Genomic DNA, 22460 nt, shown 5'->3' on the forward strand with positions numbered 1-22460 from the left:
CTGGAGAGGTACGCCCCCAGGTTATCCACAGGGCCGTCCCTGTGAAACAGGGGATAACCCCGGGGCCGCTGCGCGCCCCTTTCGCGACACAAGGCCGCTCCCACAAGGGATCACGGTTTTCCTGTGGGAGCGGCCTTGCGTCGCGAAAGGGCCGCACAGCGGCCCCAGCAATCTAGGATCACTCCTCCGCCCGCAACTCCAACTCCACCATCAAATCATCCGCCAAGCTCTCCAGCCGCTGCCGCAATTCTTCAAGCGACAACGTCAACGGCAGCGCCAGCAACGCATTGGCATGGAACAACGGCTCGCTGCTCATCGGTGCAGGCCGCACTTCGGTGGTAAAACGCTCCAGGTTCACTCCAAGTTCGGCCAGCAGCCTGGTGATATCACGCACGATCCCTGGCCGGTCATTGCCCACCAGCTCCATGGCGATCGGCTTCCAGGTGCACGAAGGCTCGATGCCACTCTCGGCAATCAACACACGAATGTCATACCGCGCCAAGCCCTGCAGCGACGCGACCAGTTCCGCGTAGTTTTCCGCCGGCACAGCCACCCTCAAGATGCCGGCGAACTGCCCGGCCATGCGTGACATGCGGCTCTCCAGCCAGTTACCGCTGTGGTCGGCGATGCACTGGGCAATGCGCTCGACCTGGCCGGCCTTGTCAGGGGCAATCACAGTGAGTACAAGATGATCCACAAGCCCTTCCTCTGTGTCGAACCGCGCTGGGCGGCAATAAACCGGGGGATCGACTCAGTATAGGCAAGGCGCGGCAACCTGCCGCAGGGCAATCGACATAACGAATCGTGTACTGTTTCAAGATTTATCTGGAACAATCCACCTGTTTTTTGCGAACATACCCACTCCCAGCGTGACCATACGCGACCAACGGGTCGCACAACGACGCTTTTAGTCTGATTTTGCCCCGCCTACTGCTTCATGTAGTATCCCGTGGCGCGGACTACAAAACGTCGTTTGGATGTCTGCCAAGGCGCCTGTGAAAATACGCACACTGCCCGCCAGCCTGTCTGGCAGGCCGCACCCAGCCGCCCTTGGGTTCATTCACCCAGGGCACGCACTGGTGCCGTGTTTAGAGAAGCGCTACAGGCTTAATACGATGAGCGAAATAGCTGAGCAGAGTGAGGCAAGCAATGACTGGATACGTTCAAGTCGGTGGCCTTCAGGTCGCCAAGGTCCTGTACGACTTCGTGAACAACGAAGCCATCCCCGGGACCGGCATCGTCGCCGAGCAGTTCTGGGCAGGTGCAGAGAAGATCATCAATGACCTCGCTCCAAAGAACAAAGCCCTGCTCGCCAAGCGCGACGAGCTGCAAGCCAAGATCGACGCCTGGCACCAGGCACGCAAAGGCCAGGCCCATGACGCCGTAGCCTACAAAAGCTTCCTCCAGGAAATCGGCTATCTGCTGCCACAAGCCGACGATTTCCAGGCCACCACGCAGAACGTGGACGAAGAAATCGCCCGCATGGCCGGCCCGCAGTTGGTCGTGCCGGTGATGAACGCCCGCTTCGCCCTGAACGCCGCCAACGCCCGCTGGGGTTCGCTGTACGACGCGCTGTATGGCACCGATGTCATCAGCGATGAAGGCGGCGCCGAAAAAGGCCAGGGCTACAACAAAGCGCGTGGCGACAAGGTTATTGCCTTTGCCCGTGCCTTCCTCGACGAAGCCGCGCCACTGGCTGCCGGCTCGCATGTCGATTCCACCGCCTACAGCATCCAGGACGGCAAGCTGGTCGTCGCCCTCAAGGGCGGCAGCAACAGCGGCCTGCGTGACGACGCACAACTGATCGGCTTCGTCGGCGACGCCGCCGCGCCGACCGCCGTGCTGCTCAAGCACAACGGCCTGCACTTCGAAATCCAGGTCGATGCCAGCACCCCGGTGGGTAGCACCGATGCCGCCGGCGTCAAAGACATCCTGATGGAATCGGCACTGACCACCATCATGGACTGCGAAGACTCGGTCGCGGCCGTAGACGCCGATGACAAGGTCATCGTCTACCGCAATTGGCTGGGCCTGATGAAAGGCGACCTGGCCGAAAGCGTGAACAAAGGTGGCAAGACCTTCACCCGTACCATGAACCCAGACCGCGAGTACGCCGTGCCTAACGGTGGCAGCGTCACCCTGCACGGGCGTTCGCTGTTGTTCGTGCGCAACGTGGGTCACCTGATGACCAACCCGGCGGTCCTCGATGCCCAGGGCAACGAAATCCCGGAAGGTATCCAGGACGGCCTGTTCACCAACCTGATCGCCTTGCACAACCTCAACGGCAACACCAGCCGCAAAAACACCCGCACCGGCAGCGTCTACATCGTCAAGCCGAAGATGCACGGCCCTGAAGAAGTGGCCTTTGCCGCCGAAATTTTCAGCCAGGTCGAAGACCTGCTGGGCATGCCGCGCAACACCGTCAAGGTCGGCATCATGGACGAGGAACGCCGCACCACGGTCAACCTCAAGTCCTGCATCAAGGCAGCCGCCGAGCGCGTTGCGTTCATCAACACCGGCTTCCTCGACCGCACCGGCGACGAAATCCACACCTCGATGGAAGCCGGCGCCGTGGTGCGCAAAGGCGCCATGAAGAACGAGAAGTGGATCGGCGCTTACGAGAACAACAACGTCGACGTGGGCCTGGCCACCGGCCTGCAAGGCCGCGCGCAGATCGGCAAAGGCATGTGGGCCATGCCCGACCTGATGGCGGCCATGCTCGAGCAGAAGATCGCTCACCCGCTGGCCGGCGCCAACACTGCCTGGGTACCTTCGCCGACTGCCGCGACCCTGCATGCCCTGCACTACCACAAGGTCGATGTGCAGGCACGTCAACGCGAGCTGGCTACGCGCACCCCGGCTTCGGTCGACGACATCCTGGCCATCCCGCTGGCCGCCGACACCAACTGGTCGGACGAAGAGATCCGCAACGAGCTGGACAACAACGCCCAGGGCATCCTTGGCTACGTGGTGCGCTGGATCGATCAGGGCGTGGGTTGCTCGAAAGTGCCAGACATCAACAACGTCGGCCTGATGGAAGACCGCGCCACCCTGCGCATCTCGGCCCAGTTGCTGGCCAACTGGCTGCGCCATGGCGTGGTCAGCGAGGCGCAGGTGCTGGAAAGCCTGAAGCGCATGGCGGTGGTGGTTGATCAGCAGAACGCCAGCGACGCCCTGTACCGCCCGATGGCGCCGAACTTCGACGACAACGTCGCGTTCCAGGCGGCTGTGGAGCTGGTGATCGAAGGTGGCAAGCAGCCGAACGGTTATACCGAACCGGTACTGCACCGTCGTCGTCGCGAGTTCAAGGCGCGTAACGGGCTGTAAAACGCAAGGGGCCGCTGTGCGGCCCATTCGCGGGCAAGCCCGCTCCCACAGGTACCCCACTGCATTCGAGCTTAGTGGGGTACCTGTGGGAGCGGGCTTGCCCGCGAATGCTATGGCACAAGCAGCCGCCCTACTTGAGCCCTAACTCTTTCTTCACCAACCCCAGCAGTTTCTCCAAATCCACAGGTTTGAGCAAAAAATCCACCACCCCCAAGTGCATCACGTCAACGGCCTCTTTCACATCGGTGTCGCCCGACACCACTATGATCGACAACGCCGCCCACCTCGACTCTCGAATCTGCCGGATCAGCTCCATTCCATCCTTGGGTTCCATGCGCAGATCAGTAATCATCAGGGCAATTCTGGGCTCCCAGTGCAGTTTCCACAGCGCTTCCAGAGCACCGTCGGCCGTCATGCAATCGATGCCTCTGCTTTTCAGGTAGTAGCTCAGCGCCTTGCTGTTCACGGCATTGTCATCGACCACCAACACCACCGGTCGGGGCGCAATAGGCGCACTCACCACAGCCAGTGCCTCGCGTTCGGCGTCACTCAGGAGGTCGTCATGCTCACCCATGGTCATCTCGTCAAAAAGTCTTGCTCACGGTAAGGCCCCACCTTGCGATATTGATCACACGCCACTCATAGACTTACGTCCAATGGGCACCACAGCGCAGCCAGCCGACCATGGGGACCGAGAACAACAAGGCCGGTATCTATATATAGATATATATAGTTCGGCGTAGCGATACGGTCAGTTTCATGAGCAAAAAGGACGCCTACAGCCAGGCGGGCAGGACGGCAGTGCTGCAGAACATACAAGGTACGTTGCAGTTTCTGCAGCGCTTCCCACCGTTCAACCAGATGGAGCACGGCCACCTGGCGTATCTGGTCGAGCAGTGCCAGCTGCGTTTCTATGCCAGCGGCGAAAGCATCGTCAAACCCGCCGATGGCCCGGTCGAGCACTTCTACATCGTCAAACAGGGGCGAGTCGTCGGCGAGCGCCAGCACCTGGTCAAACCCGGTGTGGAAACCACCTTCGAGATCACCAGCGGCGAATGTTTCCCCCTGGCCGCCCTGCTGGGCGAGCGCGCCACGCGCACCGAGCACCTGGCCGGCGAGGACACCTTCTGCCTGCAGCTGAACAAGGCCGCGTTCATCCGCGTGTTCTCCCTGTCGGAAGCCTTCCGCGACTTCGCCCTGCGCGGGGTCAGCAGCTTGCTCGACCAGGTCAATCAGCAGGTGCGCCAACGCGCCGTGGAAACCCTCGGCACCCAGTATTCGCTCAATACCCCCCTGGGCGAACTGGCCATGCGTCACCCGGTGGTCTGCTGCCCCGACATGCCGCTGCGTGATGCTGTGCGGCTGATGCACGAGCAACAGGTTGGCAGCATTGTCGTGGTCGACCCCACGCGCTACCCGATCGGCATCTTCACCCTGCGCGACCTGCGCCAGGTGGTGGCGGCCGCCGATGCCGACCTGGGTGCGCCGATCGAGCGGCACATGACCGCCAAGCCGTTCTACCTCAGCCCGCAAGCCAGCGCCTTCGACGCCGCCATGGCCATGACCGAGCGGCACATCGCCCATGTTTGCCTGGTAGACAACCAGCGCCTGTGTGGGGTGGTGTCCGAACGGGACCTGTTCTCCCTGCAACGGGTCGATCTGGTGCACCTGGCGCGTACCATTCGTCATGCGCCACGCCTGGAAACCCTGGTTTCCCTGCGGGGTGAAATCAGCCAACTGGTCGAGCGCATGCTTGCTCACGGCGCCTCGTCGACGCAGATCACCCAGATCATCACGTTGCTTAACGATCATACGGTCTGCCGGGTGATCGAGCTGGCCCTGGCCGAGCGTGGTGACCCGGGCGTGCCGTTCAGCTGGCTGTGCTTCGGTAGCGAAGGGCGGCGCGAGCAGACCCTGCACACCGACCAGGACAACGGCATTCTGTTCGAAGCCCGCGACAGCGCCGAAGCCGATGCGGTCCGAGCCCGCTTGCTGCCACTGGCGCAATACATCAACCAGTGCCTGGCTCAGTGCGGCTTTACCCTGTGCAAAGGCAATGTCATGGCCGGCAACCCCGAGTTGTGCCTGTCACGCGGCGAATGGGCGCGGCGCTTTGCCGGCTTCGTCCGCGAGGCCAGCCCTGAAAACCTGCTGGGTTCGAGCATCTATTTCGACCTGCGTGTGGTCTGGGGCGACGAGCAAGGGTGTGAGCAACTGCGCCAAAGCCTGCTGGATCAGGTTGCCGATAACCGTATTTTCCAGCGCATGATGGCCGACAACGCGCTACGCCAGCGCCCACCGGTTGGCCGCCTGCGCGAGTTCGTGCTGACCCGCCAAGGCAACGACAAGGCCGCCACCCTCGACCTCAAGGTGCAGGGCCTGACGCCCTTCGTCGATGGCGCGCGCTTGCTAGCCCTGGCCAATGGCATCGATGCCTGCAACACCCTCGAACGCCTGCGTCAGCTGGTGACCAAGGGCGTCATCGAACCACTCGACGGTGCGGCGTATGAAGAGGCTTACCACTTCATCCAGCAAACCCGCATGCAGCAGCACCAGCGCCAGACCCGCGATAACCTGCCCTACTCCAACCGTGTCGACCCAGACAGCCTCAACCACCTGGACCGGCGCATCCTGCGTGAATCGCTGCGCCAGGCGCAGCGCCTGCAAAGCAGCCTGGCCCTGCGGTACCAGCTATGAGCCTGTTCGCCTGGCTACGCCCCAGCATGCCCGACCTGGACGAGGCCTCGCGCCAGCGCCTGGCGCAATTGCCCAAGCCCGCGCCGCTTGGGGTGTGCACGTTGCGCGAGCAACGCTGGGTGGTGCTGGACCTGGAAACCAGCGGCCTTAACCCTAACCGTGACCAGGTATTGTCGATTGGCGCCGTGGCCATCGAAGACGGCGCCATCGACTTTGCCCAGCAGTTCGAACGCACCCTGTACCGCCCGACCCAGAAGACCAACGCCAGCGTGCTGATTCACGGGTTGGGGCCCAGTGCCCTGGCGGCCGGCTGCGACCCGGTCGAGGCGTTGATCGACCTGCTCGACTTCATTGGCGACAGCCCGGTGCTGGCGTTCCACGCCCCTTTCGATCAGCGCATGCTCGCGCGCGCCCTGAAAGAAAGCCTGGGCTATCGCCTGCAGTTGCCGTTTCTCGATGTTGCCGAACTGGCACCGATGCTCAACCCCGACACAGTGCTGCGCGAGGCGGGGCTGGATGACTGGGTGGCGCGTTTTGGCCTGCAAGTGGAAGAGCGCCACCATGCCAGTGCCGATGCCCAGGTCACCGCTGAGTTGGCCTTGATCCTGTTCAGCCAGGCCCGCCGCCAGCAGCTGGACAGCCCATTGCAGCTGGAGCAACGGTTGCGGGGTTGGCGGCGGCGCAAGCTGCACAATCACGGCCTGTGATTTTCATGATGGCCCCACTGGCCCTTTCGCGGGCACGCCCGCTCCCGCAGGGAATGCGCGCCCTCTGAAGCCAGTGAGATCCTGTGGGAGCGGGCTTGCCCGCGAAGAGGCCGGCACAGGCAACACATCTCCCTGGTGGCAATCCGATAAGCGTCCATTGCGCCCCGCCCCCCGCCTCTGCAACAATCGCGAATAATTATCGTTAGTTAATGCATTCGTTCCGGGGGGACGCTGCTTGTCTTCTGCACAGAGCCCACACGCCGAGCTGGTCGGTGCACTGTACCGCGACCATCGCGGCTGGCTGCTCGCCTGGCTGCAACGCAGCATGGCCTGCCGTCAGCGTGCCGAAGACCTGAGCCAGGATACCTTCGTGCGCCTGCTCGGCCGCGATCGGCTGGACACCCCCCGCGAGTCCCGCGCCTTTCTGGCAGCCGTGGCCAAAGGGCTGATGTTCGACCATTTCCGCCGCACCGCGCTGGAACAAGCCTACCTGGCCGAACTCGCCCAACTGCCGGCAGCCGAACAACCCTCCCCGGAAACCCAGCACCTGATTCTCGAAGACCTAAAGGCCATCGACCGCTTGCTGAGCAAGTTGTCGAGCAAAGCCCGTGCAGCCTTTCTGTACAACCGCCTGGACGGCATGGGCCACGCCGAAATCGCCGAGCGGCTGGGTGTTTCGGTCTCTCGGGTACGCCAGTACATCGCCCAGGGCATGCGCCAGTGCTATGTGGCCTTGTACGGGGAGCCGACGTGAACAGCTCACCGGTATCGTCCCGCGTGCTGGAAGCAGCCATCGCCTGGAAACTGAGCATCGATGAAGGCAGCAGCACAGCCGACGAGCGCAGCGAATTCATGCGCTGGCACGCCGCCAGCGAAGAACATGCCCGCGCCTGGCGTCAATTGGGCAGCCTCGACCAGCGCGTGAGCGCTGCTGCCGGGCCCGCGCGCCAGGCGCTGCTGCAGTCGCGGGCCGGGATGCGGCGGCGGATCGGCAAGCTGGGCGGTGGCCTGGCCGGAATGTTCCTGCTGGGTTCCTTGTTGGCCTGGGTCGGCGCCCCTTCGCTGTCACCGGGATACTGGCTGGCCGATCAGCGCACCGCCACCGGCGAGTTGCGCACCCTGCGCCTGGAAGACGGCACCCTGCTGAGCCTGAACACCCATACCGCGGTGGATATCGACTACGAAGGCGAGCAACGGATAATCGTGCTGCACCAAGGCGAAATCTCGGTCGAAACCGGTCACCAAGACCCCCGCCCTTTGCTGGTACGCACCGACGACGGCCGTCTGCGCCCGCTTGGCACGCGCTTCCTGGTACGCCGTGAGGCACACGGCACACGCCTGGAAGTACTGCAGGCCTCTGTCGCCGCCATGCCGCTGAACAGTGGCGACGAACAGGTACTGCACGAAGGCCAGCAAGTGCTGATGGATGCCAACGGCCTCGGCCAGGTTGGCCAGGTCGCGGCTGGCATCGATGCCTGGACCCGCGGCATGCTGGTGGTGGACAACGTACGCCTGGCAGATTTGCTGGCCGCCCTCGGCCACTACCGCAGCGGCCATCTCGGGGTGGCCGACGACGTGGCCGACCTGCGTGTTACCGGCAGCTTCCCGCTGACCAACACCGACCTGGCCTTGGAATCGCTGGTGCCGGCACTGCCGGTGAAGATCGAGCGGCATACCCCATGGTGGGTGACCATCAAAGCTAGATAGATCTCTTTGGGCCTATCGCCGGCTCTCGATTCTTTTCACTTTTTTTCTGACAGCCCCTGTCACTTCTGAAATCTCGCTCGGCAAGGAAGCAGTAAGCACTTATCCGTCGAGGAGCCGCTGCATGTCCCGTACTGTCGATCGTATCCTGCGCCCCAGCCTGATGGCCCTCGCCATTGGCCTGGCGGCGCCGTTGGCCAGCCCTGCCCTGTTCGCCGCCGAGCAATCCGCCCCACGCGCCTACGACTTGCCCAGCGCCCCCCTGGCCAGCACCCTCAACCAGATCGCCAGCCAGTCGGGCATCGCCCTGGCCATCGACCCGGCACTGGTCAGCGGCCGCACCTCGGCACCGGTCAACGGCCAGTACGATGGCATCGGCGCCTTGCAGGCCGCCCTGCGCGGCACCGGCTTGCAGTTGCAGCAGAGCATCGTCGGCAGCTACAGCCTGATAGCTGCACAGGAAGGTGCACTGGCCCTGCCGGAAACAGCAATCAACGCCAATGCTTCGTACGAAAGCGCATGGGGCCCGGTTGAAGGCTATACCGCCACCCGCACTGCCGCAGGCACCAAGACCGATACAGCCATTGCCGAGCTGCCACGCTCGGTGACCGTTATCACCCGCCAGCAGATGGAAGACCGCCCCGTTCTCAACCTCAACGACGCACTGCGCTACACCGCTGGCGTACAGAGCAGCGGTTACGGCTCGGACTCGCGCAGCGACTGGCTGTTGGTGCGTGGCTTTGTTCCCACCCAGTTCCTCGATGGCCTGCCATTGCCCAAAGGCAACTACGCTTCGCCGAAGATCGAACCGTGGAACCTGGAGCGAATCGCCGTGCTGCGTGGTCCGGCGTCATCCGTCTACGGCCAGACCCCACCAGGCGGCCTGCTGGACATGACCAGCCGCCGCCCGGAGCTTGAAAGCAGCCACGAAGTCGAAGCGCAGGTAGGCAGCAACAACCATCGGCAGATCAACTTCGACAGCACCGGCAAGGTCGATGACGCGGGGCTGTTCCAGTACCGCGTGAGCGGCACCGTACGTGACAGTGGCACACCGATCGACCATATTCCGGACAAACGCTACAACATCGCCCCCAGCCTGACCTGGAACATTAACGACGACACTAAGCTGACGTTCATTTCCCAATACACCCGCGACGACACCGGTATCACCGGCCAGTTTCTGCCACTGCAGGGCACCAAGCTGGATAGCCCGGCAGGCAAGATCTCCCACCATAAAAATCTCGGGGACCCGGACTGGGAATCCTACGATCGCACCTACTACCACCTAGGCTACGCGTTCGAGACCCGCCTGAACGAAACCTGGCAGTTCCGCCAGAACCTGCGCTACGCGCGCAACGAACTGGACTTCAAGGGCATTACCGCCGGGGGCTCGATCTGGCCGGCGGGCCCGGACGAAGCGGTCAGCGCCGATGGCACCGTGCAGCGCACCGCCGGTATCGTCGAGGAAGACATCTCGCAGTTCGCCGTGGACAACAACTTCCAGGCCGACATCCAGACCGGCAAGGTCGCCCACACCGTGCTGTTGGGCCTCGATCACCAGCGCTCGGACAGCAATGCCCGCTGGCGCTGGGGCTCGGCCGGCGTGCCGTCAAGCAACATCCACAACCCGATCTACGGCCAGGATTTCTCGAACGTCCAGTACTTCGAGATGTACGACTACGATCAGAAAACCCAGCAGACCGGCCTGTACATCCAGGACCAGATGGCCCTGGACAATTGGCGTCTGACCCTGGGGGGGCGCGAAGATTGGGTCCACACCGGCACCACCTTCCACAATCAGGGCGATGCGACCAACACCCAGCGTGATAAGCAATTCAGTGGCAACGCAGCGCTGAGCTATGTATTCGACAATGGCATTACCCCGTACTTCTCGTATGCCGAGTCGTTCCAGGCGGCGACTGGCGCTTCGGTGAACAGCACCGATGCGTTCAAACCCACTGAAGGCAAGCAGTACGAGCTGGGCATCAAGTACCAGCCGCCGGGTAGCAGAACCCTGCTCAGCGCGGCCGTGTTCGACCTGACCCAGGAAAATATGTCGGTGACCGAAGCCAGCGTAACCCGCCAGGTCGGTGAGGTCCGGGTCAAAGGCCTGGAGCTGGAAGCCACTTCGGATGTGACCCAGAATCTCAAATTGATTGGCTCCTACACCTACAACGACAGCGAGATCACCAAAGGCAACGATGGCGAGAAAGGCAAGCGGATGGCACAAGTACCGCGAAACCAGGCGACAGCATGGGCCGATTACACCTGGCATGAAGGCCCGCTCGATGGCTTCGGTGTGGGCGTCGGCGTGCGCTATGTGGGTGACACCTATGGCAACACCACCAATACCGATTGGGGTCATGTCGGTTCGTACACCGTCTACGATGCGTCGGTGCACTACGACCTGGGGCGTCTCAACGGCACCCTCAAGGGCGTGACCGTAGCGGTGGATGCCAAGAACCTGTTCAACAAAGACTACCTGTCGACCTGTGACGGTTACTACTGCTACTACGGCGACGAACGCAACGTGGTGGCCAGCGTCAATTACAAGTTCTGAGTGAAGCGGGTGCCGCCGTGCGGCCCCAATGCTTCTCAAACATAAAAACGATTCCGTGATGAAAAGCTCAACCATCCGCCGCTGGTCCGTGGTCCACACCTGGAGCAGCCTGGTCTGTACTCTGTTCCTGCTGTTGCTGGCCCTCACCGGCCTGCCGCTGATCTTCCACCACGAGCTGGAACACCTGCTCGGTGACGCTCCCGAACTGCGCGAGATGCCCGCAGGCACCCCGCACCTCGACCTGCAGCAGCTGGTGCTCAAGGCCGAACAACACCGCCCCGGCGAGGTGATGCAGTACTTTGGCTATGACGAGGACGAACGCAACGGCGTGGTGGCAATCACAGCCGCGACCGCCGGCACCGAACCCAATGCGTCGCACACCTTCATGCTCGATGCCCGCACCGGCGAAGCCGTCGCCATGCCGGCTGCAAACGGCGGTTTCATGATGGTCATGCTGCGCCTGCATGTGGACATGTTCGCCGGGCTGCCTGGCAAGCTGCTGCTGGCCTTCATGGGCGTGCTGTTTGTCGTGGCGATCATCTCCGGCACCGTGCTCTATGCGCCGTTCATGCGCCGCCTGAAGTTCGCCACCGTGCGCCACGACAAGTCCCGCCGCCTGCGCTGGCTCGACCTGCACAACCTGATCGGCGTGGTGACCCTGGCCTGGGCGCTGACTGTCGGTGTCACCGGGGTGATCAGTGCGCTGTCCGACCTGGTCATCGCCGCCTGGCGCAACGACAGCCTGGCCGCCATGGTCGCCCCCTACCGTCACGCCCCACCGCTCACCGAACGCGCCCCGGCCAGCCGCCTGCTGGCCATCGCCGAGCAGGCCGCGCCCGGCATGCGCCCGGACTTCATCGCCTTCCCCGGCACGCGCTTCTCCAGCGAGCACCACTACGCCGTGTTCATGAAAGGCGCCACGCACCTGACCTCGCACCTGCTCACCCCGGTGCTGATCGATGCCCAGACCCTGCAGGTGACCGCTGTCGGCGAGCGGCCGTGGTACATGGACGCCATGGGCCTGTCGCAGCCGCTGCACTTCGGCGACTACGGCGGGCGCCCCATGCAGATACTCTGGGCGGTGCTGGATGTGCTCACCCTCATCGTGCTCGGCAGCGGCCTGTACCTGTGGTGGAGCAAGCAGCGCAAACCACGGGAGGCCAAGGCATGAGCCACACCTCGCGATCGACGCGGCGCATTTTTGCCTGGCCAGTACTGATCGCCGTACTGAGCGCACTCGGCCTGTTCGCGGCATTGCTTGGCGACGGTGGGTGGGACGGGTTGTCCTGGGTCGGGCTGGGCGTTCCGGCATGGCTGGCAATGCGCGGCTTATGGCGGCGCTGAGGTAGCCGGCTAACACAGGCAGCTGGCAGCAGCGGTACAGCATGGTCCGCCCCTTAACCGGAGATGAACCATGACACCGCTGCTGCAACTGCAGTCACTGGACAGCCAACTTAAAGCACTGCTGCCCCCCTTGCAGGGTGTGGAACATAGCCTCGACCGGTGCCTGGCAGGGCTCTTCCCCGGCCAGGCTGTTACCGCTCGCACCCTGTACTTTGGCCGCTTTCGCCTGTTGGACCTGATCGGTTTTCACCTGTTTGACGGCGGTACCTTCAAACTCCCCCCCGCTGCCGAACCCCGGCACGATGCTTATCCGCAGCTCATCCTGCCGAGCGATTTCAGTGTTCGTATCGGCCGCTTTTGCGCCAGTGTTCGCCAAGCCTTGCATGCCGACCTGGCCGCCTACTGGCTGGAGCGCGACAGCAAGGGGTTGAGCCGCCTGGTGCGCCTGGCGTCCTTGCGCCGCGATCAGTTGTTCACCGAAATACGCTTACGCCGGCACGACGAGACGCTCTCTGCAGAGCATGCCCTACTGCTGACCACCTGCCTTGAATTCCCGCACCCCTCGCAGCGCCGTCACTTGCCCACAACCCATCGCCCCCAGGTGTATCGCCCACTGCTTAGCGGCACGGCACCCAATTGGCGTAGTTACTTGCCAGGTGTACTGATTTTGACCGAGCAAGGCCCGGAGGGGCATCCGCTTGAGCCGCAAGCGCCAGTCGGGCGAGTGGTCTTGTACAGCGTTGTACGTGGCGTCGAAGCGTTCGACAGCCTCGCAGCACTGCATGAGGAGCTTTGCGAGCGCCTTGAAGACCCACACCAGCGCGAACCACTGACCCGCCTGTTGATCGACCCTGATGAACAACTGCGCGCTTGCCGAGCCGAACAGCTGCGCTATAACTGGTTCACCGAAGACATCGTGCAGACCCAGGCAATGGCCATTCGCGATGCTCACACCAAGCGCCTGTCCCTCACCTGGCTGGCGGCATGGAAGCGCGGCCTGCAACGCAATGTCGAACAGCTCGACGCGGCGCTGGCCAGCATCTGGGACTTTCGCGCCGACATCGCAAGCCAGGGCCTGCTGGCAACCCGCTACGGCCTGTTGCTCGAAAAACATCTGCCGAACTGGTTGCGTTCAACCTCACTGCAAGGCGTCGCGCATATCATGCAGGCCATGCAAGAGCAGGTGGCTGCCATTGAAGCTGCGGCAGCGCCTGGCATTCTGACCCTTGAGCAATTCAACCAGCGGCATTCGTTACTGGCCTGGGTGCGCGCACGTTTGAGCGAATTCCTGCAGCGCGACCCAGGCATCGACACTGATCCCCAAGCCATCTACGTCAGCGTGACCCTGGCCCGCCAGATCGGCCCCTCCCTCAACCCGCTCGACACCAGCGCCTATATCCCCGTGGCCAGTCGCCCCCAAGTGGGCGGCACTGTCGAATTGGTCAAGCAGACCTACCGGCTGGACGAACTGGCGCTGCTCAACATCGCCTGGTTCGATGTCGATTACTGGGTAACCGCACGCGTGCACCTTGACGACAACCAACCGCTTCCCGCCCTCACCCCGCTGCGCGTCAAACAGATCATTCGCCGCCTGAATGCCGGCAATGGCTACCAGGCTTATCTGCGCACGCACCTGCTCGATTCACCACACGGCGAGTGGCGCAAACGGGCGCACACCCAACTCAACCGCACCCGCATGAACGCCGAAGCGGTCAAGGCACGCTATGCCGGGCATTTTCAAAAGGACACGTTCGAGCAAGGGTATGGCTGGGCCAGCACGGTGATCCACTCGCCCGACAGCCATGCGCACCCGCATTACAACGAGCAACAGGTGATTGCACGTCAACTGCTGGTCCAGGGAGAGACCCTGCACGGTGTTTTTCTACTTGTTTCACCGGAAAACTCGAACCGCATTGTGGCCTACTGCCCCGACGCGCCAGACCGCCGCCCTTGGCGTGAATACACGAACGCAAGGGCGCTTATCCGCGCCGTGCGCACCGATGCGGATCTGCGCAGCTATGTGCTTCAGCGGTTACCGCTGAGCAATCCGAAAGACATCGAAAAACTCCTGCTCAAAGGCCGCCTGGGCTCGCACATCAAACTGCAGACCATTACAGGCAACCTGTATGAAGCGGCTTACCTGGCCGAGGTCAACTCCCTGATAGCGCAAACCGATGCAGTCACCCGCAGCAACGAGGAGTTACTCGGTGAGTATTCGGTCAATGCACTGAGGCTGTTGCTGGACATGGTGACACTGGTACTGCCGCAGACTGGCGCGATTGCTCTGGCGTTCGGACGCATGGGCATTTCGATCTGGGATGGCCTGGAAGCCTACGATCAGGACGACCACGGCCGCGCACTGCATCACGCCATCGCCGCGCTCGGGCATGCCACTGCGGGCCTCAACGACATGGCGGGTTCAGGGCTGATGCGGCGCGTCATGCTGGGGCTGCCCAAACCACCGCCCGTGCCCGTGCCCAAGCATTATGAGGCCAGGCCCGAAGTTGCCAAGCTGCGCTACCGGATCGATGCTTCACACGAAGAGGCCGTCTACGAACTGCAAACGGCAAATGCCGGCCTGTCCCAGTACTACGTGAAGGACAATCTGGGCCGTTATTTCAATGTCACCTTTGACGGTACGCGCTGGCGCGCCATTGATCCGAAGCTGCCCAATGCCTACCTGAAACTGCCCATCAAACGCCGCGTGGATGGCAGCTGGGTGGTTGACTCACCGACGCTCTGGTATGACGGGATGCCCGACATCAAGCAGCTGCTGGACGACTGCCGCCTGGATGCACGACTGCAAGGTGACGTTGTCGAAGGCGATGGCAACCTGTACGACGACAACACCCTGCTGTACCTGCAACTGGGCCTGCATCAACTCCCAGTGCGCCGTCACCTGCTCGCAGGCCACTACCACCTCATATTGCCTGAGGCCCTGCGCGGCGCGGTGCCCGCCTGGGCAGTGCTGCGCAAACAGAACGATGGCTGGCGCATCCGCGTGCGCCAGACCGGCCGCAGCAGCGACTGGCTGGCGCTGCCGGCAGATTACTCGGACAGCCTCGGCAGCAGTCGGTCCAGCCGTTGATGCAGGGCACTGTCACGCGGCCAGTTGCGCAGCAACCGCGCACGGTCTCGGGCGTAGGCCGGGGCGAAGCTGAGCTGGGTGGCATGCTGGCACATCGCATCCAGGTCGATCAGTGACCATTGGCCGTTGTGCCAGAACAGGTTGTGGCCTTTGAAGTCGCCATGGCTGATACGCTCGCGGATCAGTTGCTGCATCACATGCACCAACGCATCGACCTGCTCCTCGGGCGCATCGCCGTTTTCCACATAGGGCGCAAAGCATGCGGTCAGGTCCGGGCCATCGACGTATTCGGTGACCAGATACGCACGGCTGCGCAGGCCCATGACGCGCTGCTCCAGCACTGCCAAGGGTTTGGGCGTGGCGATGTCGAGGAACTCCAGGCGGTGGCCTTCGATCCACGAGTGCCAGGCACGGCTCGGGCGCCAGAAGCGTTTGAACCAATGGGCGGTGTTTTTGATGTTGTAGCGCTTGAGCACCAGCGGGCGGCCATCGACGTCGATGCGGGCCACGCTGGCGGCACCACCGGTCTTGTACAGGTGGCCTTTGTCGATCAGCTCGTCAGCGTGCTCCAGCACCGGCAGCATGGCCTGGACCTCACCGCGACGAATCGCCCGCAGGCCCGAGAGGCTGCGCTCGACGCTGAACAGCGTGCACTCGCGTCCGGCCTTTTCCAGGTAGTCCTTCTGGCGCCAGCTGCGCACCTTGTCCACCTGCTTCTGCAGCGCTTCCAGTGGCAACGCGTGCTCGCCATTGGCCAGCAAATAATGCACCAGCAGCTCTTCGATGAACGGTTCCAGACGCTTGGGCAACTGGGCGAAGAACACCCCGAGGTTTTCCAGCACACGCGGGCGCGACAACTGCTGGCCCGGTGTCTCGGCCTTGATGCCGGCGCCATCGATCAGGTACAGCTTGCCGTTATGGCGCAGCAGGTTGTCCAGGTGCAGGTCTTCCTGCCACAGGCCCTTGGCGTGCATCTGCGCCACTGCGGTGAGCGCCTCGCCCAGCACCAGATGCTGCTCGTCAGCCAGTACCGGCAGGTGTTCCACTTCGGCCCAGGCATCGGCCAGGCTTTCGGCGCCATCGAGAAACGCGAACAACAACCAGCCACCCTCGCCTTCCTTCAGGCCATCGGCCAGCAGCTTCGGCGTGGTCAGGCCCTGCTCGGCCAACAGCTTGACGCCTTGCAGCTCACGCTGAAAATGCCGTGCAGCGTTGCCACCCACCAGCAGCTTGGCCAGCACCGGCGTCCCCCGCCAGACACCGGCACCAACATAGCGCTGGCCGGGCAATACGCGCAGCAGGCTGAGCACTTGCAGATCGGCGCTACCCGCGGCATCGGCCAGGGTGACGCTCAAGGGTAATGACGGGTGGCGCCCGGCATCTTTCAATTCAGACAAACGCATCAGCGGGCCTCTTTTTCACGACGGCGTTGCGTCAGGCGTTGCAGCCAGGTGTCAACCAGTGCGCTGTCCGCCGGCTGCGCCAAATAGGCCGCCAGCAGGTGACGCACATCCGCCTCGCTCCAGGCACCGGCACGCCGCAACAACGGCTCCAGGTCCTTGAGGCGGTCACGCATGCCAAACAGCAACGGCCGGGTCTTTTCCAGGTCGATCAGTTGCGCGTCCCAACCCTCGCGGCGTTGGCGCAAGAAAATATGCTTGGGGTAAAAGCAGCCATGTACCTGGCCGGCGCTGTGCAGCGTGCGCGCCAGTTGGCCGCAGGCATCAAGGATACCTTGGCGTTCGCCATCGCCCAGCTGTGGCCACTGGGCCAGCAGGCTGTCCAGGTCGGCCCACGCGTCCAGGGCGCGGGTCATCAGGATCGCCCGGTGCTGGCCGGCCTGCTTGCGTTCGCCATAGAACACCGCCTGCAAGGCCGGAATATGCAGCTTCTGGTAACGGCTGATATTGCGGAATTCGCGGGCAAAGGTGGGCTCGCCAAAGGGCCTGTGCAAGGTACGGGTGAGGTAGTCGCTCTGGCGCTTGAGGTAATAGCCTTTGCCTTCGAGCTCCAGGCGGAACACGCTGCTCCAGCCACCACGCCCCGTGTTGGGCTCGTCCACGGCATCGAGCTGAAGTGCCCACAGCGCCTCGAAGTCGTTCAAGCCATGGCGTTTGAGCAGCGCGAGGTCCGCGCCGGCCAGGTAATCGGTCATTCCCTTCCCTCGAAAAAGCTCAGCACCTGGCGAATCCGCTTCTTGTCGCGGGCATTGAGCCTGTCGCGACCGCGGTATTGCAGGTAAAAACGCAGGCGCTGGGTCGCCGACAGGTGGTATTTGGCGACCTTGTCCAGGCACGCCAAGTCCTTGATCATCCGGTGCCGCCACATGAAGCCGCGCCAGAAGTCGCCGGTTGGGCAATCGATGAAGAATAGCGTGCCCTGGTCATCGACCAGCAGGTTGCGCCACTTCAGGTCGTTGTGGGCAAAACGGTGCTCGTGCATGACCCGGGTGTGACGCGCCAGTTGGCGGCTGACATGGTCGACCCATGCCCGGTCAGCCAGGCGAGGGTCTTTGCGTTCGGCCAAGGCCGAGAGGTCTTCGGTGCGCGGCAGCTCACGGGTGATCATCGCCCCGCGGCCGAACGCCAGGCCATTGCGCTCCAGGCCCCAGGCGACCACTTCAGCAGTGGGGATGCCCCACTTGTCGAACTGCTTGAGGTTTTGCCATTCGGCCTTGATGCGCGGGCGGCCGAGGTAACGGCGCATGTGTTTGCCGGCGCCGGTGTAACGCTTGACGTAGTAATTGACACCCGCACGCTCGATACGCACGACCTCGCTGAGCGGGTCGCGGGTCAGGCGTTCGCCCTCAAGGGCAAAGACTGCGTCAAGGCTGCCGAAATCCGCCGCCAGGTGTTCATAGCCCGGCGCCAGTGTCCAACCCGCCATCAGAGTGCATCCCCATAGCGTTGTTTGCGGTCATACAGTTTCTGCGCCTTGCGTTCGAGCCAAGCGAGCAGCGCAGCTTCGTCGGCAAGCACCTGGCGCAACGGGCGCTGGAAGTAGCCACGCAAGAAGCGCAGTTTGTCACGCCGGGTCAGGCCAATGTCCAGCGCCGAGAAGTACAGCGCGGCCAGGTCCTTGTCACGCCAGCGGCGGCTGATTTTCGCCCGGGTCTGGGCGCGGTGCAGGTCAATGACCGACAGCCTGAAGTCATCGGGCGTCACCGGCCGGTCGGTGTGCAGCAGGAAGTGGCAGATGTAGCAGTCGCGGTGGTTGACCCCGGCGCGGTGCATGCCGCCGGTCATCTTCGCCACTTCGGCGATCAGCGCGCGCTTGAGGCGTGGCGCGGGCGGCTGCTTGAGCCAGTTGATGCTGAAGTCTTCCAGGCTGACGGTCGGCGCCAGCTCTTGGGTGACGATGAACGAATGCTGGGTGGCCGGGTTGCTGCCGCGCTCACCATAGGCGACTGCGGTCATGGTCGGCACGCCGACTTCGTGCAGGCGCTGGATGGCCTGCCATTCCTGGCCGGCACCCAGCACCGGCAGCTTGGCGCTGAACAGGTTCTTGAAGATCTCGCCCCAGCCGATGCCGCGGTGGATCTTGACGAAAAAGCCCTCGCCCTCGACTTCGGTGCGCAACGTGCGGCGCCCTTCCAGCTCGCGGTACACCTCGCCTTGCAGCGCCTCCACGGCCTCGAAGGCATCGCGCCCGGCCCACAGGCGCTTGAAGGGTTCGGCCAATATCAGCTTCATGCGGTCTCCTGCCCCAGGATCACGTCGGCAGCATGCTGCGGCATGCTGTACAGGTCGGCCGTATCGGCAAAGGCCAGGCCATTGCGCGACCAGTCGGCACGGGCCTGCGGGTCTTCGAGCATGCGTTGCAGGTAGCCGTTGAGCTGTTCCTGCTCGAACGGCTCGTCCAGCACCAGGCCACTGTCGGCTTCGGCGATGTAGTGGGCATAGCCACACACCTTGGAAACCAGCACCGGCAAGCCTGCCACCAGGGCTTCGAGCAGCACGGTACCTGTGTTCTCGTTGTAAGCCGGGTGGATCAGCAGATCGGCGCCCAGCAGGAAGCGCGGGATATCGCTACGCCCCTTGAGGAACTGCACCTGGTCGCCCAGACCGAGGGTGGCGCTTTGCAGCTGGAACACCTTGGGGTCGTCCTGGCCGATGACCATCAACCGGGTACGCTTGCGCAGGGCCGATGGCAGCGCGGCCAGCGCCTTGAGGCTACGGTCGACACCCTTGGTCTTGAAGCCCGAACCGATCTGCACCAGCAGCAGGTCATCGCCGCCCAGGTTGAATTCCTTGCGGAACTCGGCGCGGATCTCGGCAGCATTGGCCGGGGCCCGGCGGTCCTGGGAGATGCCCGGCGGCAGCAGGTGGAAGCGTTCTGCCGGGGTGCCGTAGTGTTTGACGAACAGCGGTTGCTGCACCTCCGAGATCATTAGCACCTCGGTTTTCGAGTCCTTGGCGAACACCGCCCGCTCGTACTCGGCAAAGTGCCGGTAGCGGCCCCAGCGTTTGTAGAGGCCGCCACGCAGGGTCTGGGCCTTGTCCTCGAAGCAGCCGTCGGCGGCGTAGTACACGTCCAGCCCCGGCATCTTGTTGAAGCCGATCAGGCGGTCAACCGGGCGCTTGGCCAGGTCGGCTTCCATCCAGGCGCTGAGTTTCTCGTTGCGGCGGTGGTTGAACAGCGCCTTGACCGGCGCCACCAGCACTTCGAAGCCAGGCGGAATGTCACCTTCCCAGATCAGCGTGTACACACGGATCTGGTGGCCCCGCTTCTGGCATTCCAGGGCAATGCGCATAAAGTCGCGCTGCAGCCCGCCGAAGGGGAAATATTTGTAAAGCACGAAAGCCAGTTGCATCAACGAACATCCTCAGCCAGCAGCAACGCGCTCAAGCGGCTCGCCACATGCTCGGGATTCAGGCGAGTGAAGCACAGCGGCCACTCGCGTTTGAGATCGAACCGGCGCAGGTCATCGGCGCTCGGTTTGTAGGTGCACTTTTTCTGCAAGCAGGGTGCGCAGGGGAAATCGCTGGCCTGGTGAACCTGGGCGCGGCCATAGGCGCCGGTCAGGCCAGGGTTGGTCGGGCCAAACAGTGAAATGGTCGGCACGTCCAGGGCTGCGGCCAGGTGGCCCAGGCCAGTATCGACTGCCACGCAGGCCTTGGCCGCCGCCAGCACACGGGCGACACCGACAAGGTTCAATTTGGGGAGCACCTGGCAATTGTTCAAGCCCTGGGCGATGCGCTCGGCGCGTGCCTTCTCGGCCGGGTTGCCCCACGGCAGGCGCACCTCAAGTTTGCGCCGGCCCATGCGCTCGGCCAGCTCGCGCCAGTAGGCTTCGGGCCAGTGTTTGGTGGCCCAGGTGGTGCCGTGCAGGAACACCACGTAAGGTGCGGCCGGCGGCAGTTGCAGGCGGTCCAGGTCCAGGCCGTAGTTGCCGATGCCTTCCGGCAGGTCGTAGGCCAAGGCCATGGCGAACAGTTGCCGCACGCGCTCAACGGCGTGCTGGCCAACAGCGACCGACAGCGGGCGGTCATAGAAGCGGCTGGCCAACCCTTCGCGCGCCGAGTAACGGTCCAACCCGGCCACCGGTGCCTTGACGTAGCGGGTCAGCCAGGCCGACTTGACCAGGCCCTGGGCATCGATCACCAGGTCATATTTGCGCGCGCGAACGCGCTGCTTGAACGCCTTCCACTCGCCGCTCTTGAGGGTCTGCCAGATATTCTTGCGCCAGCGCCGGATGGCCACCGGGATCACCTGGTCGACCGCTGGGTGCCAGCTGGGGATTTCGGCGAAGCCTTCTTCCACCACCCAGTCGAAGCGGATGCCCGGGATCGCGTGGGCCGCATCGGTAAGCGCCGGCAAGGTGTGAATCACATCACCCAGCGACGAGGTCTTGATGATCAGTACCCGCACTTAGTCGACCTCAGCCACGGTATCGATCAGGTTCGGGCCACCCAGGCTGTGCAAGGCGGCGATGACTTTTTGCGGGTCGAGCAGGCGCAGGCAGTTGTAGTGGCCGAAGCGGCAGGTGCGGTCGAAGCAGGGGCTGCATTCGATGCCGGTGCGTACCACTTCCACCTGCTCGGCCAGCGGCGGCGTGAAGCCCGGCGAGGTCGAGCCATAGACGGCGACCAGCGGGCGATTCAGCGCGGCGGCCACGTGCATCAGGCCAGAGTCGTTGGACACCACCGCATCGGCGCAGGACATCAGGTCGATGGCCTCGGCCAACGAGGTTTCCCCCGCCAGGTTGTACGATTCTTCACGCAAGCCGGGGATCAGCCGGTCGCGGATCTGCTCACCGACCGGATGATCGCTCTTCGAGCCGAACAACCACACCTGCCAGCCCTGGCGAATCATCGCCTCCGCTACGGCAGCGTAGTGCTCGGCCGGCCAGCGTTTGGCCTCGCCAAACTCGGCACCGGGGCACAGCGCCAGCACGGGGCGGTCCAGCGCCAGGCCGAATTTGGCCAGGGCGGTGTCACGGCTTTGCGTTTCGATCTGCAGGCTGGGGCGTGGGTAAGGTTGTGGCAGCTCGGTGCCCGGCGCATAGGCCAGGGCCATGAAGCGCTCGATCATCAGCGGGTAGCGGGCCTTGTCCAGCTTGCGCACGTCGTTGAGCAGGCCGAAACGCAGCTCGCCGCGCCAGCCGGTGCGTTTGGGAATACCGGCAAAGAACGGCACCAACGCCGATTTCAGCGAGTTGGGCAGCAGGATCGCCTGGTCGTACTGGCCGGCCAGGGACTTGCCGATGCGCCGACGCGTGGCCAGCTCCAGCGCGCCGTGGCCGAGCGGGAAGCTCAAGGCTTGACGCACTTCGGGCATGCGCTCGAGGATCGGCCGGCTCCACTCGGGCGCCAACACGTCGATCACGCAGTCGGGGTGCTGCTGTTTCAGGCTCTGGAACAGGGTCTGCGCCATCACCATGTCGCCGACCCAGCTGGGGCCAATGATCAGTATTCTCATGCTTAGTCCAGAAACGCTCGGGGAGGCTGCAGACTGCAGTACAGCCTGGCCTCCCCTCTTTATATTCAGGCTATGTGGCGGACAGTGTAACACCGGGAGCCAGCGCGGTACC

The 22460-nt window shown here is 63.5% G+C and carries 18 protein-coding genes; 9 read left to right on the top strand and 9 right to left on the bottom strand.

Annotated elements, in window-relative coordinates; genetic code table 11:
• Positions 1–178: 178 nt before the first annotated feature.
• Entirely contained in the window at positions 179–697 is a 519-nt protein-coding gene (locus OGV19_RS21925; protein ID WP_264310608.1) for a glycine cleavage system transcriptional repressor, read from the bottom strand.
• 452 nt (positions 698–1149) lie between these two features.
• Between OGV19_RS21925 and OGV19_RS21930 the strand changes: the two genes are divergently transcribed.
• Positions 1150–3327: a malate synthase G gene (locus OGV19_RS21930; RefSeq protein WP_264310609.1), complete on the top strand. Its 2178-nt coding sequence runs from the start codon at positions 1150–1152 to the stop codon at positions 3325–3327.
• Positions 3328–3457: 130 nt separating this feature from the next.
• On the opposite strand, the gene OGV19_RS21935 is transcribed toward OGV19_RS21930, so the two are convergent.
• On the bottom strand, positions 3458–3907 hold the full coding sequence (locus OGV19_RS21935) for a response regulator (protein ID WP_264310610.1): 450 nt from the start codon (positions 3905–3907) through the stop codon (positions 3458–3460).
• 179 nt (positions 3908–4086) lie between these two features.
• On the opposite strand from OGV19_RS21935, the gene OGV19_RS21940 reads away from it, so the two are divergent.
• The 8 genes from OGV19_RS21940 (at position 4087) to OGV19_RS21975 (ending at position 15427) form a co-directional block, all read left to right on the top strand.
• Complete coding sequence (locus tag OGV19_RS21940; protein WP_264310611.1) at positions 4087–6024, top strand: putative nucleotidyltransferase substrate binding domain-containing protein; 1938 nt, start codon at positions 4087–4089, stop codon at positions 6022–6024.
• On the top strand, positions 6021–6731 hold the full coding sequence (locus OGV19_RS21945; protein ID WP_264310612.1) for a 3'-5' exonuclease: 711 nt from the start codon (positions 6021–6023) through the stop codon (positions 6729–6731). The genes OGV19_RS21940 and OGV19_RS21945 overlap by 4 nt, the downstream gene beginning before the upstream one ends.
• A 235-nt stretch (positions 6732–6966) precedes the next feature.
• Positions 6967–7485 carry an RNA polymerase sigma factor gene (locus tag OGV19_RS21950; protein ID WP_264310613.1) on the top strand — a complete coding sequence of 173 codons (519 nt, stop codon included), beginning with the start codon at positions 6967–6969 and terminating at the stop codon, positions 7483–7485.
• Entirely contained in the window at positions 7482–8438 is a 957-nt protein-coding gene (locus tag OGV19_RS21955) for a FecR domain-containing protein (RefSeq protein WP_264310614.1), read from the top strand. The genes OGV19_RS21950 and OGV19_RS21955 overlap by 4 nt, the downstream gene beginning before the upstream one ends.
• A 121-nt stretch (positions 8439–8559) precedes the next feature.
• Positions 8560–10995, top strand: coding sequence for a TonB-dependent siderophore receptor (locus OGV19_RS21960; protein ID WP_264310615.1), 2436 nt, complete (start codon positions 8560–8562; stop codon positions 10993–10995).
• A 58-nt stretch (positions 10996–11053) separates the two neighbouring features.
• Positions 11054–12166, top strand: a complete 1113-nt coding sequence (locus OGV19_RS21965) for a PepSY-associated TM helix domain-containing protein (protein ID WP_264310616.1) — start codon at positions 11054–11056, stop codon at positions 12164–12166.
• Positions 12163–12339 (top strand): DUF4175 domain-containing protein, encoded by a 177-nt coding sequence (locus tag OGV19_RS21970; protein WP_264310617.1) that lies wholly within the window; start codon positions 12163–12165, stop codon positions 12337–12339. Before OGV19_RS21965 ends, OGV19_RS21970 begins: the two co-directional genes overlap by 4 nt.
• A 70-nt stretch (positions 12340–12409) precedes the next feature.
• Entirely contained in the window at positions 12410–15427 is a 3018-nt protein-coding gene (locus OGV19_RS21975) for a dermonecrotic toxin domain-containing protein (RefSeq protein ID WP_264310618.1), read from the top strand.
• Here OGV19_RS21975 and OGV19_RS21980 read toward each other — a convergent pair.
• Genes OGV19_RS21980 through waaF form a run of 7 tightly spaced genes read right to left on the bottom strand, consistent with a single transcriptional unit; the run spans position 15388 to position 22348 of the window.
• Positions 15388–16830, bottom strand: coding sequence for a lipopolysaccharide kinase InaA family protein (locus OGV19_RS21980; protein WP_264310619.1), 1443 nt, complete (start codon positions 16828–16830; stop codon positions 15388–15390). The genes OGV19_RS21975 and OGV19_RS21980 overlap by 40 nt on opposite strands.
• Positions 16830–17582: a lipopolysaccharide kinase InaA family protein gene (locus OGV19_RS21985; RefSeq protein ID WP_264310620.1), complete on the bottom strand. Its 753-nt coding sequence runs from the start codon at positions 17580–17582 to the stop codon at positions 16830–16832. The genes OGV19_RS21980 and OGV19_RS21985 overlap by 1 nt, the downstream gene beginning before the upstream one ends.
• Positions 17579–18313, bottom strand: coding sequence for a lipopolysaccharide kinase InaA family protein (locus OGV19_RS21990; RefSeq protein ID WP_264310621.1), 735 nt, complete (start codon positions 18311–18313; stop codon positions 17579–17581). The genes OGV19_RS21985 and OGV19_RS21990 overlap by 4 nt, the downstream gene beginning before the upstream one ends.
• Complete coding sequence (rfaP, locus tag OGV19_RS21995) at positions 18313–19119, bottom strand: lipopolysaccharide core heptose(I) kinase RfaP (protein ID WP_264310622.1); 807 nt, start codon at positions 19117–19119, stop codon at positions 18313–18315. The genes OGV19_RS21990 and rfaP overlap by 1 nt, the downstream gene beginning before the upstream one ends.
• Positions 19116–20240, bottom strand: coding sequence for a glycosyltransferase family 4 protein (locus tag OGV19_RS22000; protein ID WP_264310623.1), 1125 nt, complete (start codon positions 20238–20240; stop codon positions 19116–19118). The genes rfaP and OGV19_RS22000 overlap by 4 nt, the downstream gene beginning before the upstream one ends.
• Positions 20240–21298 (bottom strand): lipopolysaccharide heptosyltransferase I, encoded by a 1059-nt coding sequence (gene waaC / locus OGV19_RS22005; RefSeq protein ID WP_264310624.1) that lies wholly within the window; start codon positions 21296–21298, stop codon positions 20240–20242. Before waaC ends, OGV19_RS22000 begins: the two co-directional genes overlap by 1 nt.
• Positions 21299–22348 carry a lipopolysaccharide heptosyltransferase II gene (gene waaF / locus OGV19_RS22010; RefSeq protein WP_264310625.1) on the bottom strand — a complete coding sequence of 350 codons (1050 nt, stop codon included), beginning with the start codon at positions 22346–22348 and terminating at the stop codon, positions 21299–21301.
• Positions 22349–22460: the final 112 nt, after the last annotated feature.

The organism is Pseudomonas putida (genome assembly GCF_025905425.1).
Lineage (GTDB): Bacteria > Pseudomonadota > Gammaproteobacteria > Pseudomonadales > Pseudomonadaceae > Aquipseudomonas > Aquipseudomonas putida_AF.